This is a genomic window from Streptomyces sp. NPDC093261, assembly GCF_044753645.1.
Classification (GTDB): Bacteria; Actinomycetota; Actinomycetes; order Streptomycetales; family Streptomycetaceae; genus Streptomyces.
This window is the reverse complement of record NZ_JBIVNO010000001.1, coordinates 1328163-1343942: the sequence shown is the minus strand read 5'-3', so window position 1 is coordinate 1343942 and position 15780 is coordinate 1328163. Positions and strand designations below refer to the sequence as shown.

The 15780-nt window shown below is 71.0% G+C and carries 13 protein-coding genes; 11 read left to right on the top strand and 2 right to left on the bottom strand.

Annotated features, from left to right (window positions below):
• The first annotated feature begins 19 nt into the window (after positions 1 to 19).
• From ACIP94_RS06070 to ACIP94_RS06035, 8 genes are all read left to right on the top strand, one after another.
• The gene (locus ACIP94_RS06070) at positions 20 to 1402 is read left to right on the top strand and encodes a nitrate/nitrite transporter (protein ID WP_402420126.1); all 1383 of its coding nucleotides are present in this window, start codon (positions 20 to 22) and stop codon (positions 1400 to 1402) included.
• A gap of 117 nt (positions 1403 to 1519) precedes the next feature.
• A complete protein-coding gene (locus tag ACIP94_RS06065; RefSeq protein ID WP_402420124.1) occupies positions 1520 to 2671 on the top strand; it encodes a uroporphyrinogen-III synthase in 1152 nt (383 codons plus the stop codon).
• A 220-nt stretch (positions 2672 to 2891) separates the two neighbouring features.
• A complete protein-coding gene (locus ACIP94_RS06060; RefSeq protein WP_402420121.1) occupies positions 2892 to 3479 on the top strand; it encodes a CGNR zinc finger domain-containing protein in 588 nt (195 codons plus the stop codon).
• A 455-nt stretch (positions 3480 to 3934) separates the two neighbouring features.
• Positions 3935 to 4471, top strand: a complete 537-nt coding sequence (locus ACIP94_RS06055) for a sigma-70 family RNA polymerase sigma factor (protein WP_234517176.1) — start codon at positions 3935 to 3937, stop codon at positions 4469 to 4471.
• Positions 4468 to 5289, top strand: coding sequence for a zf-HC2 domain-containing protein (locus ACIP94_RS06050; RefSeq protein ID WP_402420118.1), 822 nt, complete (start codon positions 4468 to 4470; stop codon positions 5287 to 5289). Before ACIP94_RS06055 ends, ACIP94_RS06050 begins: the two co-directional genes overlap by 4 nt.
• A 209-nt stretch (positions 5290 to 5498) precedes the next feature.
• Positions 5499 to 7808: a HelD family protein gene (locus ACIP94_RS06045; RefSeq protein ID WP_402420115.1), complete on the top strand. Its 2310-nt coding sequence runs from the start codon at positions 5499 to 5501 to the stop codon at positions 7806 to 7808.
• A 420-nt stretch (positions 7809 to 8228) separates the two neighbouring features.
• Positions 8229 to 9650, top strand: a complete 1422-nt coding sequence (locus ACIP94_RS06040) for an NAD-dependent malic enzyme (protein ID WP_402420112.1) — start codon at positions 8229 to 8231, stop codon at positions 9648 to 9650.
• Positions 9651 to 10098: 448 nt separating this feature from the next.
• Positions 10099 to 10380, top strand: a complete 282-nt coding sequence (locus ACIP94_RS06035) for an HU family DNA-binding protein (RefSeq protein ID WP_007498188.1) — start codon at positions 10099 to 10101, stop codon at positions 10378 to 10380.
• Positions 10381 to 10632: 252 nt separating this feature from the next.
• On the opposite strand, the gene murA is transcribed toward ACIP94_RS06035, so the two are convergent.
• Positions 10633 to 11973 carry a UDP-N-acetylglucosamine 1-carboxyvinyltransferase gene (gene murA, locus ACIP94_RS06030; protein WP_402420109.1) on the bottom strand — a complete coding sequence of 447 codons (1341 nt, stop codon included), beginning with the start codon at positions 11971 to 11973 and terminating at the stop codon, positions 10633 to 10635.
• 250 nt (positions 11974 to 12223) lie between these two features.
• On the opposite strand from murA, the gene ACIP94_RS06025 reads away from it, so the two are divergent.
• Positions 12224 to 12796, top strand: a complete 573-nt coding sequence (locus tag ACIP94_RS06025) for a YqgE/AlgH family protein (RefSeq protein ID WP_311692304.1) — start codon at positions 12224 to 12226, stop codon at positions 12794 to 12796.
• A 28-nt stretch (positions 12797 to 12824) separates the two neighbouring features.
• Complete coding sequence (locus ACIP94_RS06020; RefSeq protein ID WP_208032514.1) at positions 12825 to 13109, top strand: DUF3039 domain-containing protein; 285 nt, start codon at positions 12825 to 12827, stop codon at positions 13107 to 13109.
• 186 nt (positions 13110 to 13295) lie between these two features.
• Here the strand turns inward: ACIP94_RS06020 and ACIP94_RS06015 are convergent, their stop codons facing one another.
• Positions 13296 to 13829, bottom strand: a complete 534-nt coding sequence (locus ACIP94_RS06015; protein WP_402420105.1) for a hypothetical protein — start codon at positions 13827 to 13829, stop codon at positions 13296 to 13298.
• A gap of 185 nt (positions 13830 to 14014) precedes the next feature.
• Here ACIP94_RS06015 and ACIP94_RS06010 point away from each other — a divergent pair, with 185 nt between their 5' ends.
• Positions 14015 to 15640, top strand: coding sequence for a beta-N-acetylhexosaminidase (locus ACIP94_RS06010; RefSeq protein ID WP_402420103.1), 1626 nt, complete (start codon positions 14015 to 14017; stop codon positions 15638 to 15640).
• Positions 15641 to 15780 lie beyond the last annotated feature (140 nt).

Here is a 15780-nt window from a genome sequence, read left to right as displayed (position 1 = left end):
GCAGAACCGTGGAGGCGTCATGACAGCCCCGAGCACAGCCCCCGCACCGAGCGGGAAAGGCCGCTGGATCGAGCACTGGGATCCGGAGGACGAGACCTTCTGGCAGACCACCGGGCAGCGGGTGGCCCGCCGCAACCTCGCCTTCTCCGTCCTCTCCGAGCACATCGGGTTCTCGGTCTGGACCCTGTGGTCCGTGCTCGTCCTGTTCATGGGTCCGGTGTACGGGCTCACCCCCGCCGACAAGTTCCTGCTCACCTCGGTGGTCACCCTCGTCGGGGCGGTCGTCCGTGTGCCCTACACCTTCGCGGTCGCCGTCTTCGGCGGGCGGAACTGGACGATCATCTCCGCCTGCCTGCTGCTCGTCCCGACGATCGCCGCCTTCGTGGTCATGGAGCCCGGCACATCCTTCTCCACCTTCCTGTGGGTCGGACTGCTCGCCGGTGTCGGCGGCGGCAACTTCGCCTCCTCCATGACCAACATCAACGCCTTCTTCCCGCTGCGGAGGAAGGGATGGGCCCTCGGGATCAACGCCGGCGGCGGCAACATCGGCGTGCCCGTCATCCAGCTCGCGGCCCTCGCCGTCATCGGGGCGAACGGCGGGCCGCGTGTGCTGCTCGCCCTCTACATCCCGCTCATCGTGGTCGCCGCCGTCCTCGCCGCCCTCTTCATGGACAACCTCGCGTCCGTCAGGAACGACACCGGTGCCGCGAGGGATGCCGCCAGGGACGCCCACACCTGGATCATGTCCTTCCTCTACGTCGGCACCTTCGGCTCCTTCATCGGCTACAGCTTCGCCTTCGGGCAGGTGCTCCAGAACCAGTTCGGGCGGACCCCGCTCCAGGCGGCGTACCTCACCTTCATCGGCCCGCTCCTCGGCTCCCTCGTCCGTCCCGTCGGCGGGTGGCTGGCCGACCGCTACGGCGGGGCGCGGATCACCCTGGGGAACTTCGTCGCCATGGCCGGCGCGACCGCGGTGCTGGTCGTCGCCGGCACGCAGAAGTCGCTGCCGCTGTTCGTGACCGCGTTCGTGGTGCTGTTCGTGCTCAGCGGGCTCGGCAACGGATCGACGTACAAGATGATCCCGGGGATCTTCCAGGCCAAGGCCGTCGCGAAGGGGCTGAGGGGCGAGGAGGCCGCTGCGTACGGGCGGCGGCTGTCCGGGGCCGCCATGGGGCTGATCGGCGCGGTGGGCGCGCTCGGCGGCGTCGGCATCAACCTCGCCTTCCGGCAGTCCTTCCTCTCCTACGGCTCCGGCACGGGCGCCTTCGTCGCCTTCCTCGCCTTCTACGCCGTGGCCTTCGTGGTCACCTGGGCCGTATACCTTCGTCGCGCGGCGGGCGCGGCCGAGGCCACGGCCGCCGCGTCGGAGGCGGAGCGCCGGCTCGGCTATGCGGAAGTGTGACGTAACGCCCGCGACATCAAGCGGAACCGAGCCTGTCATGCGCCGTTGACAGGCTCGATCGGCACACAGGTACGGCGCGTACGACCGGTATGCCGACTCGAGTGCGGGACGAGAGCGATGTACGACGAACAGCAGCGACCAGAGCACGGACCGCTCGCGGGATTCACCGTGGGCGTGACGGCCGCGCGGCGGGCCGACGAGCTGGGCGCCCTGCTCCAGCGGCGCGGCGCGGCCGTGCTGTACGGGCCCGCCCTGCGCATCGTGCCGCTCTCCGACGACGGTGAACTGCTCGCCACGACCAAGGAGTTGATCGACAAGCCGCCGGACGTCGTGGTCGCCACCACCGCGATCGGCTTTCGCGGCTGGATCGAGGCCGCCGACGGCTGGGGACTCGGCGAGGACCTGGTCACCCGGCTGCGCGGGGTGCGGCTGCTCGCGCGCGGGCCCAAGGTGAAGGGCGCGATCAGGGCGGCCGGGCTGACCGAGGAGTGGTCGCCCACCTCCGAGTCCATGGCCGAGGTGCTCGACCGGCTCCTGGCGGAGGGTGTCGACGGCCGGCGGGTCGTCGTCCAGCTGCACGGCGAGCCGCTGCCCGGCTTCGTGGAGGCGCTGCGCGTCGGGGGCGCCGAGGTCGTCGGGGTGCCCGTGTACCGGTGGATGCCGCCGGAGGACAGCGCGCCCCTGGACCGGCTGCTGGACGCGGCCGTCGCCCGCGGGCTGGACGCGCTCACCTTCACCAGCGCGCCCGCCGCGGCGTCCGTGATCTCCCGCGCCGAGGAGCGGGGACTGCTGCCCGGACTGCTGGCCGCGCTTCACCACGATGTGCTGCCCGCCTGTGTCGGACCCGTCACCGGCCTGCCGCTCCAGGCCCACGGCGTGGACACGGTCCAGCCCGAGCGCTTCCGGCTCGGCCCGCTCGCGCAGTTGGTGTGCCGGGAACTGCCCGCCCGGGCCCGGACGTTGCCCGTCGCCGGCCACCAGATGGAGATCCGCGGCCACGCCGTGATCGTGGACGGCACGCTGCGGCCCGTACCCCCCGCCGGGATGTCCCTGCTGCGCGCGCTGTCCCGGCGTCCCGGCTGGGTGGTCACCCGGGCCGAACTGCTGCGGGCCCTGCCGGGCTCCGGACGCGACGAGCACGCGGTGGAGACGGCGATGGCCCGTCTGCGCACGGCCCTTGGCTCCCCCAAACTGATCCAGACGGTGGTCAAACGCGGCTACCGCCTGGCACTCGACCCGGCGGCGGAATCCAAGTACGCCGAGTGGTGAGCGCGTCCGAGGAAGGAGCGCGGTAAGGCCGACCGCTCACCCGGGCCTGAGCCGCCTCGACGCCGGCGCCTTCTCGGGGGAGGTGCGGGCGGGCACTGTAGAGGGTACGAACTCGGGTACGAACTCGGGTGTGAACCATGGCCGCTCCCGCGTGGCGCGCACCCTGGCGGACCTCGGCGGCCGTCGCTCGCGGCGGCAACTCCAAGGCGGTGACAGGCACATGGCATCGGACACGGCCACGGCCTCGTACGAGCTGCGGTTCGACTCCGGGCGGGTCTGCCTGGACCTGCTGACGACGACGCATCCCGAGGAACGGCTCGACTCCGTGGAGCGGTTGCGGGCCTGGATCACCGGCGCCGGGCTGGTGCCCGCGGGCACCCCGCTCGCGGGGGTGGACGCGGGGTGGCTGAGGGCCTTCCGGGAACTGCGGCTGCACCTCGAGGCGTTGGTGCGCGGGGAGCTCGACGGGCAGCCCGCCGAAGGGGCGTTGGCGCGGGTGAACGCGGTGGCCCGGCAGTCGCCGCCCGTGCCGTGCGCGGTCCGCGCCGAGGGCGGGGTGCTGGTGCGGCGACTGCGCGCGCTGCCGGGCCTGGAGGAGCTGCTGGCCGTGGTGGCCCGGGAGGCGATCGAGCTGCTGACGGACCCGGGCACCCGGGCGAGCCTGCGGCAGTGCGAGGGCGACAACTGTCCCATCGTCTATCTGGACACCTCCCGTGGCCGCCGCCGCCGCTGGTGCTCCAGCGAGGTCTGCGGCAACCGGGAACGGGTGGCCCGCCACCGCCGCCGGGCCGCTCTCGCGCGGGCGTAGCGGGCGGAGTGGCACGGCCGGGGAGCGCGATGCCGAAAGCGGGCCTCCGGGCCGAAAAAGGGGGATTCGCAGAACTCACGGAAAACGGGCGACTCACCGCAAAAGCAGACTGAAAGCAAACGTTGAATCGGCCGACTTCGACAATTCCTCCATCAAAGTCAAGCCAAAATTTCACACAGCGGGCCGGCCTCGTCCGGGAGTGAAGTCTACGACCGCTGTGACCTGGGTCTCTCCGGTGTGGCAACCGTATGTCCCGTTGAGGGAGAAATGAGTGCCCACAAACGGACCCGCTCACACCACGTCCGAGAAAATTCCGCTGTCACTTTGAACACGGAGGCCTCCGTCTGCGTACCCGGATACGAGCGACCGACTGGGGGAACCCCCGGACACCGGAGGTAGGCGTGCGCAAGGATTCCGCCGTGGCTGATGAACGAAGGCCAAGGGCCCGACATCGCATGACCTCGTCCTCGGCGTCTTCTTCGACCGAGCCCGACGAGGAGTTGATGCGTGCCCTGTACAGGGAACACGCGGGACCCCTGCTCGCCTATGTGCTGCGCCTGGTCGCGGGCGACCGGCAGCGCGCCGAGGACGTCGTGCAGGAGACACTCATCCGTGCCTGGAAGAACGCCGGCCAGCTCAATCGAGCGACCGGTTCGGTACGCCCCTGGCTGGTGACGGTCGCTCGGCGCATCGTCATCGACGGCCACCGCAGCCGGCAGGCCCGGCCGCAGGAGGTCGACCCGTCGCCGCTGGAGGTCATCCCCGCGGAGGACGAGATCGACAAGGCGTTGTGGCTGATGACACTGTCGGACGCGCTGGACGACCTGACCCCTGCACACAGGGAGGTCCTGGTCGAAACGTACTTCAAAGGGCGTACGGTCAACGAGGCGGCCGAAACGCTCGGCATCCCCAGCGGAACGGTGCGCTCAAGGGTGTTCTACGCCCTGCGGTCCATGAAGCTGGCACTGGAGGAGCGGGGGGTGACGGCATGAGCAACCTGTACGGGGGGTTCGGCACTGGCGGCCCCGGGGCCGTGAGAGGTCCCCAGGGTGCACAGGGACAGGGCGACATCCACGAGACCGTCGGCGCCTACGCCCTCGGCATCCTGGACGACGCCGAGGCGACGGCCTTCGAAGCCCACCTCGCCACCTGCGACTGGTGCGCCCAGCAACTGGACGAGCTCGCGGGCATGGAGCCGATACTGGCCGCGCTCGCGGACCTGCCCGGCAGCCAGGGCAGCCCGGCCATCGGCGAGTCCCTGTCCGCGAAGCCCAGTCCACGGCTGGTGGAACGGCTCGTCGACGAGGTGGCCGAGCGGCGCGCCCAGAAGCGCCGCCGCGGTCTCTACCTCGTGGCGGCCGCGGCCGCGCTGATCATCGGCGGCCCGCTCACCGTGATGGCGGTGAACGGCGGAAGCAGCGGCACCCCCCAGGACCCGATGGCCATGGGCCCCGCCCAGCAGGCCTTCCAGGTCATGAAGGACAAGCACGCCGCGACCGACCCGGGCACCAAGGTCAACGCCGTGGTCGCCCTGGAGCCCAGGGACTGGGGCACCCACGCCGTGCTCCAGCTGAAGAACGTCAAGGGGCCGCTCAAGTGCTCCCTGATCGCGGTCGGCAAGAACGGCGAGCGCGAGACGGTCACCTCCTGGTCCGTCCCGGAGCGGGGCTACGGCATCGCGAACGCCAAGACCGAGGAGGCGATGAAGCCGCTGTACGTGCACGGCGGTGCCGCCTTCACGCCGAACCAGATCGACCACTTCGAGGTGATGACGTTCGACGGAAAACGGCTGGTGGAGGTGAACGCGTAGGCGTTCGCGCACCTGCCTGAGCATCTCCCGCGGCGTACCGACGAGCACGCCGCGGGCCGACGTGCGCAGGGGCCTGTCGTGGGACTCCCGCCCGCAGGGCGGCGGGAGTCACACGACCCGGCCTGGGTGGGTCCGTCGCAGGTCCGTAGCCTCTTCGGGCCCCTTTCGCGTACGGTGGACGGCTGCCCAGCACGTCAGAAGGGGGCCCGGTGGCCGCTCAGGTTCAACAGGAAACGGCGCTCGGTCCGGTCGGCAAGTCCGCGCACGACTCGCTCCGCGACCGGGAGATCAGTGCCGAACAGGAACACCTGGACCGGGTGTACCGGCGCCTCGAGGAGAAGATCCACGAGGCGGAGTTCCTGATGAACGACGCCGCCAAGCGCGGCCAGGTCGGCACGCCCGGGGCGCTCGCCGAGCGGGACGCGCAGGTGTTCCGGGCGGGCATCCACCTCAACCGGCTCAACAACGAGTTCGAGGACTTCCTCTTCGGCCGGATCGACCTGCTGCTCGGCAAGGACGGCAAGAAGGGACCGGACGGCGCGTACACGGCGGTCGAGCCCGCCGAGGGCGCGGTGCGCCCCGACAACACCGCCGACATCGCCGAGACCCTGCACATCGGCCGCATCGGCGTCCTCGACGAGGAGTACGCGCCCCTGGTCATCGACTGGCGGGCACCGGCCGCCGCCCCCTTCTACCGGTCCACCCCGGTCGACCCCGGGCGGGTCGTCCGCCGCCGGGTCATCCGCTCCAAGGGCCGCCGGGTGCTCGGCGTCGAGGACGACCTGATGCGCCCCGAGCTCAAGGCGACCCTCGACGGCCACGAGCTGCCGGTGATCGGCGACGGCGCCCTGATGGCGGCACTCGGCCGGGCCCGTACCCACACCATGCGGGACATCGTGGCGTCCATCCAGGCCGAGCAGGACCTGGTCATCCGTGCCCCCGCCGCCTCCGTGACCTACGTCGAGGGCGGCCCCGGCACCGGCAAGACGGCCGTCGCCCTGCACCGGGCCGCCTACCTGCTCTACCAGGACCGGCGCAGATACGCGGGCGGCATCCTGATCGTTTCGCCCACCCCGCTGCTGGTCGCGTACACCGAGGGCGTGCTGCCCTCGCTCGGCGAGGAGGGCCAGGTCGCCATCCGCGCCATCGGCTCCCTCGTCGACGGCGTGGAGGCCACGCTGTACGACTCCCCGTCCGTGGCCCGCGCCAAGGGTTCGTACCGCATGCTCAAGGTGCTCAGGAAGGCCGCGCGCGGCGCCCTGGAACGGAACGGCGCCCCGACCCGGCTGCGCGTCGTCGCCTTCGGCCGCCGCCTCGAACTGGAGGCCGAGGAGCTGGAGCGCATCCGGCGCAACGCCCTGGGCGGCACCGCCCCGGTGAACCTGCTGCGGCCGCGTGCCCGCAAGCTGCTGCTGGACGCCCTGTGGGCACAGTCCGGCGCCGCGTCCCGGCACGCCGACCCGGAGCTGGCGGCCGAGCTGCGCTCCTCCTTCGACGACGACGTCTCCTGCGAGGACTCCTTCCTGGAGTTCCTGGCCGCCTGGTGGCCCGAGCTGACCCCGCGGGCCGTGCTGGACGCGATGGCCGACGAGAGGCGGCTGGGGCGCTGGGCCCGGCGCATCCTCAACCCCGGCGAGGTACGCAGGGTCGCGCGCTCTCTGAGGCGGGACGGTCTGTCCGTGCACGATGTGGCGATGCTGGATGAGCTCGAGGCCGTACTCGGCCTGCCGGCCCGCCCGAGGAAGAAGCGCGAGCTGGACCCGCTCGACCAGCTGACCGGGCTCGAGGAGCTGATGCCCGTACGCGAGGAGTCCCAGCGTGAGCGCGCCGAGCGGCTCGCCCGGGAGCGGACCGAGTACGCGCATGTGATCGTCGACGAGGCGCAGGACCTCACACCGATGCAGTGGCGGATGGTCGGGCGGCGCGGCCGGCACGCCACCTGGACCGTGGTCGGCGACCCGGCCCAGTCCTCCTGGTCCGACCCGGACGAGGCGGCCGAGGCCCGGGACGAGACCCTCGGCACCCGGCCCCGCCGCCGCTTCACGCTCACGGTCAACTACCGCAACCCCGCGGAGATCGCCGAGCTGGCGTCCAAGGTGCTCGCGCTGGCGATGCCGGGCTCGACGGCGCCGTCGGCGGTCCGCTCCACGGGTGTCGAGCCGCGCTTCGCGGTCGTCCGCGACTCCCTGGCGCAGACCGTCCGCGCGGAGGCGGAGCGCCTGCTCGGCCTCGTCGACGGCACGGTGGGCGTGGTCGTCGCCATGAACCGGCGCCAGGAGGCGGCCCGCTGGCTGGACGGGCTCGGCGACCGGGTGGTGGCGCTGGGCAGCCTGGAGGCCAAGGGTCTGGAGTACGACGCGACCATCGTCGTCTCCCCCGCGGAGATCGCCGACGAGAGCCCCGCGGGCCTGCGGGTGCTGTACGTGGCGCTGACCCGGGCGACCCAGCAGCTGACGGTGGTTTCGGGCGAACGGGACGAGCCGAACGCGGTCGGGGTGCCGGATCTGCTCCGCGACTGAGGCGTGCTGGGGCCGCGCTTGAGCCCGTCCGGGAGCGCGGCCCACCCGTACGGAAGATGAACTCTCGGCACGGGAATGGCCTTGCGGGATCCGTTTGTTAGCCTTGGTGTGGCACCGGCCCGATCCAAGCCCCCGGGCCCAACCTTAGTCGCTTCGAGCGACCACTTGCCGCGAGGCGAGCATGGCGGGTCGGTGTCACTGAACGCAGGGGAGGCCCACGTCACCACGTGACGTGGGCCTCTTTCCGCGCCCGCCCCCTTCTCGTATCGTGTCTCGTATCGTGGAAACTGCTTTCCGGAGTCGCGCCACTTCGTGGGAACAAAACGTTCGCAATCCATGGCGACTACCACGTACTCGGGGGTAGGTGCGACGATCGGACGGCACATCTCAGCGACACGGTGAAAGCAGAGGAAGTCGGCCATGGCAACGGCGCCCAGCGTCTCCTACTCGATGACGATCCGGCTGGAGGTGCCCGCGAGCGGAACGGCAGTCTCGCAGCTCACCACCGCCGTGGAGTCCTCCGGAGGCTCGGTCACCGGCCTCGACGTCACCGCGTCCGGCCACGAGAAGCTCCGTATCGACGTGACCATCGCGGCCACCTCGACCTCGCACGCCGAGGAGATCGTCGGGAAGCTGCGCGGCATCGAGGGCGTGACCCTGGGCAAGGTCTCCGACCGTACGTTCCTCATGCACCTCGGCGGCAAGATCGAGATGGCGTCGAAGCACCCCATCCGCAACCGTGACGACCTCTCCATGATCTACACCCCGGGCGTGGCCCGCGTGTGCATGGCGATCGCGGAGAACCCCGAGGACGCCCGCCGTCTCACCATCAAGCGCAACTCCGTTGCGGTCGTGACGGACGGATCGGCCGTCCTGGGCCTCGGCAACATCGGCCCCAAGGCCGCGCTGCCCGTCATGGAGGGCAAGGCGGCCCTCTTCAAGCGGTTCGCCGGCATCGACGCCTGGCCGATCTGCCTCGACACCCAGGACACCGACGCGATCGTGGAGATCGTCAAGGCGATCGCCCCCGGCTTCGCCGGCATCAACCTGGAGGACATCTCGGCGCCCCGTTGCTTCGAGATCGAGGCCCGGTTGCGCGAGGCCCTCGACATCCCCGTCTTCCACGACGACCAGCACGGCACCGCGATCGTCGTGCTCGCCGCGCTGACCAACGCACTTCGCGTGGTGGGCAAGGCAATCGAGCAGGTGCGTGTCGTGATGTCGGGCGCCGGCGCGGCCGGCACGGCCATCCTCAAGCTGCTGCTCGCGGCGGGTGTGAAGAGCGCCGTCGTCGCCGACATCCACGGCGTTGTGCACGCCGGCCGCGAGGACCTGGTGAGCGCCGCCCCGGACTCCCCGCTGCGCTGGATCGCCGACAACACCAACCACGAGGGCCTGACCGGCACCCTCAAGGAGGCCGTCCGCGGCGCCGACGTCTTCATCGGCGTCTCCGCGCCGAACGTCCTCGACGGCGAGGACGTGGCGGCCATGGCCGAGGGCGCGATCGTGTTCGCGCTCGCGAACCCCGACCCCGAGGTCGACCCCGCAATCGCCCGTCAGACGGCGGCAGTTGTGGCCACCGGCCGCTCCGACTTCCCCAATCAGATCAACAACGTCCTGGTGTTCCCCGGCGTCTTCCGCGGCCTGCTGGACGCGCAGTCCCGCACGGTCAGCACGGACATGATGCTGGCCGCCGCGACCGCCCTCGCGGACGTGGTCACCGAGGACGAGCTCAACCCGAACTACATCGTTCCGAGCGTGTTCAACGACAAGGTCGCGGGCGCCGTCGCCGGAGCAGTGCGGGACGCCGTCAAGGCGGCGGGGGAGTCGGCGACCGCGTAGGCGCACCCGTCGACGCTCCGAGCGCCGGATGTGGTCGCCACGGCCGGTCGACCGCGTCCGGCGGTGCGGCGGCTGTGACCATCGCCACGGTGTCCCCGTCCGGCGCGTCGTTGAAGCCGCCGATCCCGGCCGCCCTCTAGGGTTGCGGCCAGGCTCAGGCCCCCCGAGACCCTGCGAAGCGTTGCCGGGAGTGGACCGAACGTCACCACGGTGAGACGGTGGCGCTTTTCGTGTGACTCCCAAGGGTGTTCTCACGACTCCCACGGGTGCCGGATTGGCTTTCCCGCCGCAGGTGGGGGCAGGATGCGTCTTCGGGCGCGAGGGTCTGACGAAGGACCCGGGTCCGGGGACTCACCGAGGACCCTGGCAGCATCGACTTCGCTGTGCCCATCATGCGGCTCCGCCGCGTGGCACGCCTCAACGGCAAGAAGAACACGGGAGTAACAACATGAACCGCAGTGAGCTGGTGGCCGCGCTGGCCGACCGCGCCGAGGTGACCCGCAAGGACGCCGACGCCGTGCTGGCCGCGTTCGCCGAGACCGTCGGCGAGGTCGTTGCCAAGGGCGACGAGAAGGTCACCATCCCTGGCTTCCTGACCTTCGAGCGCACCCACCGTGCCGCTCGCACCGCGCGCAACCCGCAGACCGGCGACCCCATCCAGATCCCGGCCGGCTACAGCGTGAAGGTCTCGGCGGGCTCCAAGCTCAAGGAAGCCGCGAAGGGCAAGTGATCTTGCCGTCGTACGCCACGGGACGGCGTACGAGGCCGTGCCTGAAGGGGACGGCATCCTCGGCCCGGTAACGCCTCCAGGGACGGCGTACGGGCCCGGAAAGGCCCAAGGGGCGGTCACCCGATGCGGGTGACCGCCCCTCGCGCGTGTGCGGGTGCGTATGCGGGGCCCGGCGTCCAGGACCGCGGACACGCGGCCGGGAACCGCCCGGCCGCGGGCCTCCGGTCCCCCGGAGGCCCGTACGGGAGGGCCTCAGGCGAGGGCCTTGCCCGGGAGTTCGACCTTCGCGCCCAACTCGATGAGCTTCTCCATGAAGTTCTCGTAGCCTCGGTTGATCAGGTCGATGCCGTGGACCCGGGAGGTGCCCTGGGCCGCCAGGGCCGCGATCAGGTACGAGAAGCCGCCGCGCAGGTCGGGGATGACCAGGTCGGCGCCCTGGAGCCGGGTCGGGCCGGAAACCACCGCGGAGTGCAGGAAGTTGCGCTGTCCGAAGCGGCAGTCGGAGCTGCCGAGGCACTCGCGGTAGAGCTGGATGTGCGCGCCCATCTGGTTGAGCGCGGAGGTGAAGCCGAGCCGGGACTCGTAGACCGTCTCGTGGATGATCGACAGGCCCGTGGCCTGTGTCAGCGCGACCACCAGCGGCTGCTGCCAGTCCGTCTGGAAGCCCGGGTGCACGTCCGTCTCCAGCGCGATGGACTTCAGCTGGCCGCCCGGGTGCCAGAAGCGGATGCCCTCGTCGTCGATCTCGAAGGCGCCGCCCACCTTCCGGTAGGTGTTCAGGAACGTCATCATCGAGCGCTGCTGGGCGCCGCGGACGTAGATGTCGCCCTCGGTCGCCAGCGCCGCCGACGCCCACGACGCGGCCTCCAGGCGGTCCGGGAGGGCGCGGTGCGCGTAGCCGCCGAGCTTGTCCACACCGGTGATGCGGATCGTGCGGTCGGTGTCCATCGCGATGATCGCGCCCATCTTCTGCAGCACGCAGATGAGGTCCTCGATCTCCGGCTCGACGGCCGCGTTGGACAGCTCGGTGACACCCTCGGCGAGCACCGCGGTCAGCAGCACTTGCTCGGTGGCGCCGACGGAGGGGTACGGCAGCCGGATCTTGGTGCCGCGCAGCCCCTTGGGCGCCTCCAGGTACTGGCCGTCCGCGCGCTTCTCGATGACCGCGCCGAACTGCCGCAGCACGTCGAAGTGGAAGTCGATGGGCCGGCCGCCGATGTCGCAGCCGCCGAGGCCCGGGATGAACGCGTGGCCGAGACGGTGCAGCAGCGGGCCGCAGAAGAGGATCGGGATGCGCGACGAGCCCGCGTGGGCATCGATGTCAGCGACGTTCGCGCTCTCGACGTGCGTCGGGTCGAGCACCAGCTCAGCCGGTTCCTCGCCCGGACGGACCGTCACGCCGTGCAGTTGCAGCAGCCCGCGCACCACACGCACATCGCGGATGTCGGGGACATTGCGCAGCCTGCTCGGCGCACTGCCCAGAAGAGCGGCGACCATGGCCTTCGGTACGAGGTTCTTCGCACCGCGGACACGGATTTCGCCCTCCAGCGGGGTGCCGCCGTGGACAAGGAGGACATCGTCGTTGACGGTCATGGATCTCGCGTTCCGTGGAGTGGGGCAGGGGCCGAAGACGTAAGAGTAATGGCCGTCCACCCCCCTTCAGTAAGCCCGAGTACCTCCTGGCAAGGTCATAGCTTTGCCACAACACGAGCCGTGCGTGGGCGGACGCACGCGGTGACCGCCCGGCGTGCGCCGGTGCCGCATCCGTGAGCCCGGTGCGGCATTCACCCGCGTACCCGGATTGCCTCCCCATCCCGGGGCAAGATGCGGGATCATGTCTGGCATGACCGAGGTGTCCTCGCTCACAGGGCGGCTGCTCGTGGCCACGCCCGCCCTGGCGGACCCGAACTTCGACCGCGCTGTGGTGCTCCTCCTCGACCACGACGAGGAGGGCTCGCTCGGTGTGGTCCTCAACCGCCCCACACCCGTGGACGTGGGCGACATCCTGGAGGGCTGGGCGGATCTGGCGGGGGAGCCCGGGGTCGTCTTCCAGGGCGGACCGGTGTCGCTGGACTCGGCGCTCGGCGTCGCCGTCATCCCGGGCGGCGCCTCCGGGGAGCGGGCCCCGCTGGGCTGGCGGCGGGTGCACGGGGCGATCGGCCTGGTCGACCTGGAGGCCCCGCCCGAACTGCTCGCCAAGGCACTGGGCTCGCTGCGGATCTTCGCCGGGTACGCGGGCTGGGGGCCGGGCCAGCTGGAGGACGAGCTGGTCGAAGGGGCCTGGTACGTCGTCGAGTCGGAGCCCGGCGATGTGTCGTCCCCGGCGCCGGAGCGGCTGTGGCGGGAGGTGCTGCGGCGTCAGCGCAGCGAGCTGGCGATGGTGGCCACCTATCCGGACGACCCTACGCTCAACTGATGCGTGCGGGCTTCAGTACCCTTGCCGTATGAGCACTCTCGAGCCCGAGCGCGGTACCGGTACGGGGACCCTCGTAGAGCCGACGCCGCAGGTGTCGCACGGCGACGGTGACCACGAGCGCTTCGCCCACTACGTCCAGAAGGACAAGATCATGGCGAGCGCCCTCGACGGCACGCCCGTCGTGGCGCTGTGCGGCAAGGTGTGGGTACCGGGCCGCGACCCCAAGAAGTACCCGGTCTGCCCCATGTGCAAGGAGATCTACGAGTCCATGGGCAGCGGCGGCGACGAGGGCAAGGGCGGCGACAAGAAGTAGCCGGCCGGCTCCTCGTTCGACGACGACCGAAGGGCCCCCGGGACGCGTGACGGCGCGTTCCGGGGATCTTCGTTTCCGTGTCCCTTTCCGTGTCCCTTTCCGCGTCCCTTCGCATGTCCCGTCCCGTGTCCATCCTCCTGTCCGCACGCGGGACCGCGCCCGGTACAGGCGTGGGCGGGCGCCGGTCTACGGGTCGGCGTCCAGCGCTCTGCTCGCTTCATCCGTGAACCGGTTGACCGAGTGAGAGAACTCCGCCGCCTTCACGGTGTGGCGCTCGATGTGCCCGGCGAGAGCCTCAGGGGCCGATCCACGCGCGAGACTCCAGGTCGCCAGGTTGTTGTCGACCACGTGCAACGCGCCGAGCACAGCGTCCGCAGCCGCCGCCACTTCTTTCGGGCCTTCCAGGGACAAACGGGCACATGAGGCCCGAATCGCGTGGATCAATTCGTCGAGCCGGCCCAGCAGTCTCTCCACATCGGTTTCCGCGTCCCCCCGGACGAGGGCGCGGGACGCCCGCCGTGCGACCTCACGTGCCTCAGTGATCGGAACGAGCGTCGCCGCGTAGGCGTCGCGGCGTACCTCGCGTCGCCAACGTGCGTGGTCGGTGCGGGCCTGGTCGCGTGACTGCCGTCGTGTGTGCCGGCCGGTGAGCACCGCAGTCGTGGTGGCGCCGACGACTCCGACGAAGGCTCCGAGCACGGCGGCAAGTCCTTGGTCCACGCGAAGGATTATCGCCGTCCTGCCGTCCTGCCGTCCTGCCGTCCTGCCGTCCTGCTGTCTTGCCGTCCCGCTGTCGGTCGTCCCGCTTCCGTTCACGCTGCCTCGTCGATCAGGCTTTCCTCACCCGGACGGTGTGGATGCCCGGGGTTCCGTGAAGGCCGCAAGGACGGGAAGGGCTGGACGCGATGGGCTTCGAGGATCTGATCCCGGCACCCCGCAAGGGCTGGTGGGTCCCCCCGCGGGGGCCGTTCGTGCTCGACGAGGAGACGGTGCTGTGCGCGGAGCCCGGCACCGAGCGCGTCGCACACTGGATGCGCGACGTCCTGGGCGCGGCCACCGGGCTGCCCTTCCGGGAGGGAAGCGCGGGCAACGGCATCGTGCTGCGCATCGACCCGGGGATGGAGCCCGAGGCGTACCGCATCGTCATCGACGGGTACGCCGTCCGTCTCGACGGCGGCAGCGCGGCCGGTGTCTTCTGGGGGGCGCAGACCTTCCGCCAGTTGCTGGGGCCTGAGGCCTTCCGGCGGGCGCCGGTCGACCCGGACCGCCGCGAGTGGGACGTGCCCGGCGTGGTCGTCGAGGACGCGCCCCGCTTCCCCTGGCGCGGCCTCCTGCTCGACGTGGCCCGGCACTTCACGCCCAAGGACGGCGTTCTGCGCCGGCTGGACCTGATGGCCGCCCACAAGCTGAACGTCCTGCATCTGCACCTCACCGACGACCAGGGCTGGCGGCTGGAGATCAGGCGCCACCCGAGACTCACGGAGGTGGGCTCCTGGCGGTCCCGGACGCGACGCGGTCACCGTGCCTCCCCACTGTGGGAGGAGAAGCCGCACGGCGGTTTCTACACGCAGGAGGACATCCGCGAGATCGTCGCGTACGCGGCCGCGCGGCATATAACCGTCGTCCCCGAGATCGACATCCCCGGACACAGCCAGGCGGCCATCGCCGCGTATCCCGAACTCGGCAACACGGACGTCGTCGACACGGCCTCCCTCTCGGTCTGGGACGACTGGGGTATCTCGGCCAACGTACTCGCCCCCACCGACACCACCCTGCGGTTCTACGAAGGAGTGTTCGAGGAGGTTCTGGAACTCTTCCCCTCGACGTTCGTTCACATCGGCGGCGACGAGTGCCCCAAGGACCAGTGGCGGCGCTCCCCGGCAGCTCAGGCGCGCATCAAGGAACTCGGGCTCGCCGACGAGGACGGACTCCAGGCGTGGTTCATCCGGCACTTCGACACCTGGCTGACCGCCCGGGGCCGCCGGCTCATCGGCTGGGACGAGATCCTGGAGGGCGGCCTGGCGGACGGTGCCGCCGTGTCCTCCTGGCGCGGATACGCCGGCGGTGTCACCGCCGCGCGGGCCGGCCACGATGTCGTGATGTGCCCGGAGCAGCAGGTGTATCTCGACCACCGTCAGGACGGCGGCGCGGACGAGCCGGTGCCCATCGGATATGTGCGCACCCTGGAGGATGTCTACCGCTTCGAGCCGGTCCCGCCGCAGCTCACCGGGGAGCATGCGCGCCATGTGCTCGGCACCCAGGCCAACGTCTGGACCGAGGTGATGGAGGATCAGGCCCGGGTGGACTACCAGACGTTCCCGAGGCTCGCGGCCTTCGCCGAGGTCGCCTGGAGTGCTCTGCCCGCACCCATGGAACGCGACTTCGGGGACTTCGGGCGGCGGATGGCCGTCCACTACCGCCGCCTCGACGCCCTGGGGGTCGCCTATCGGCCGCCCACGGGGCCCCAGCCGTGGCAGCGGCGCCCCGGGGTGCTCGGACGCCCGATCGAGGGTGCGCCCCCGAACGTGTGAGGCCACCGCGGAGGGGCAGCGAAGGGCCGGGCGCCCTGGAAACGTGACCTCGCGTGGGAGAAGTCGCACCAGGGCCGCCGTGGAGCGGCAATCGACACTCATCGGGGATGTCATGGCAAAACGGGCCATCTCCCTGGTGA